This is a genomic window from Streptococcus sp. A25, from assembly GCF_043674095.1.
GTDB lineage: Bacteria > Bacillota > Bacilli > Lactobacillales > Streptococcaceae > Streptococcus > Streptococcus suis_V.
Map to the genome: position 1 here is coordinate 1 of NZ_JBIMJO010000041.1, position 1068 is coordinate 1068.

The window sequence follows — 1068 nt, forward strand, 5'->3', positions numbered from 1 at the left end:
TTCTATACTGAGTTGGGGAATTCTAGTATATCAGACGAACATGTCTTTTTTGTTGCACTTCATTTTACAACGCGGGAAATTTTTTAAATTTTTTTCAAAGCCTATTTTTGAAAGAAATTTGTGCATTTTTGAGCAATTTTGAGCATTTCCAGTTTTCAATTTTAAAGATATTTAGTATAATGAAAGTTAAAGGGAAGTATTAGGAAAAAGAAAGGAAACCTACTATGAAAGTACCTAAGTATCAATTAGTTCAAAACGATCTTCGTCAGCAAATTATTTCAGGAAAATTTGAGAATGGCGATAAGTTTTACACCGAAGCTGAGTTAACCAAGCTATTTAACGTAAGTTCTATCACTGTTATCCGTGCAGTCAATGAATTGGTTAAGGACGGCTACCTCGTTCGCCAACAGGGTAAAGGAACCTTCGTTTCTCGTTCTCGCAAAGGAAAGCTTGTTGAGTTTTCTGATATCGAGATTTTCCCTATCGGCAACGACACTGTCACAGTGCTGGGTTGTGAAAAAGGAAATGAAGCTCATATTCTTGAAAAGCTTCAATTGGATAGCAATGACTTCTATTACAAGATTTCTCGCGTGCGTACAACAGATGGTCAACCTTATATTTACCACCAGTCTTACATCCCTGCTCGATATATTCAACAGCCTCAAGCAGATCTCTCGCATTTCCAATCGCTCTATCAACGATTTAAGCTAGACTTCAATATCCACATGTCTGAGGAACCTTATGTGGAAACCAATGAAATTGTTTTCCCTTCACCTAAGGATGTCAAGGAACAGTTGAAGCTTCAGGCAAAAGAACCAAGCATTCTTCAAATCCGCACTACACATAAGAGTGGCAGCAATGAAGTAATTGAATATGTAGAGACTTATAAACACTGGAAATACTATAAGATCGAAATTTCTGCCAATAAGCGCTAAAAATCGACAAACACCATGGAAAACCATGGTGTTTTTGTCTACTCTGATGCTTCAACCGTAACCGCCCAATAACAAAGTATATTGAAAAGGCTCCAAAGTCCTATCGACTCTGGAACCTTTTTCTATTTACATG

The 1068-nt window shown here is 37.1% G+C and carries 1 protein-coding gene; it reads left to right on the forward strand.

Annotated features, from left to right (window positions below; translation table 11 throughout):
- Positions 1-224: 224 nt before the first annotated feature.
- Positions 225-935, forward strand: a complete 711-nt coding sequence (locus ACHBID_RS11080; protein WP_105111194.1) for a GntR family transcriptional regulator — start codon at positions 225-227, stop codon at positions 933-935.
- The last annotated feature ends 133 nt before the right edge of the window (positions 936-1068 follow it).

Excerpts from the sequence above, each read along its gene's own strand:
- ACHBID_RS11080 (WP_105111194.1), top strand. The coding sequence starts at position 225 with ATGAAAGTACCTAAGTATCAATTAGTTCAAAACGATCTTCGTCAGCAA.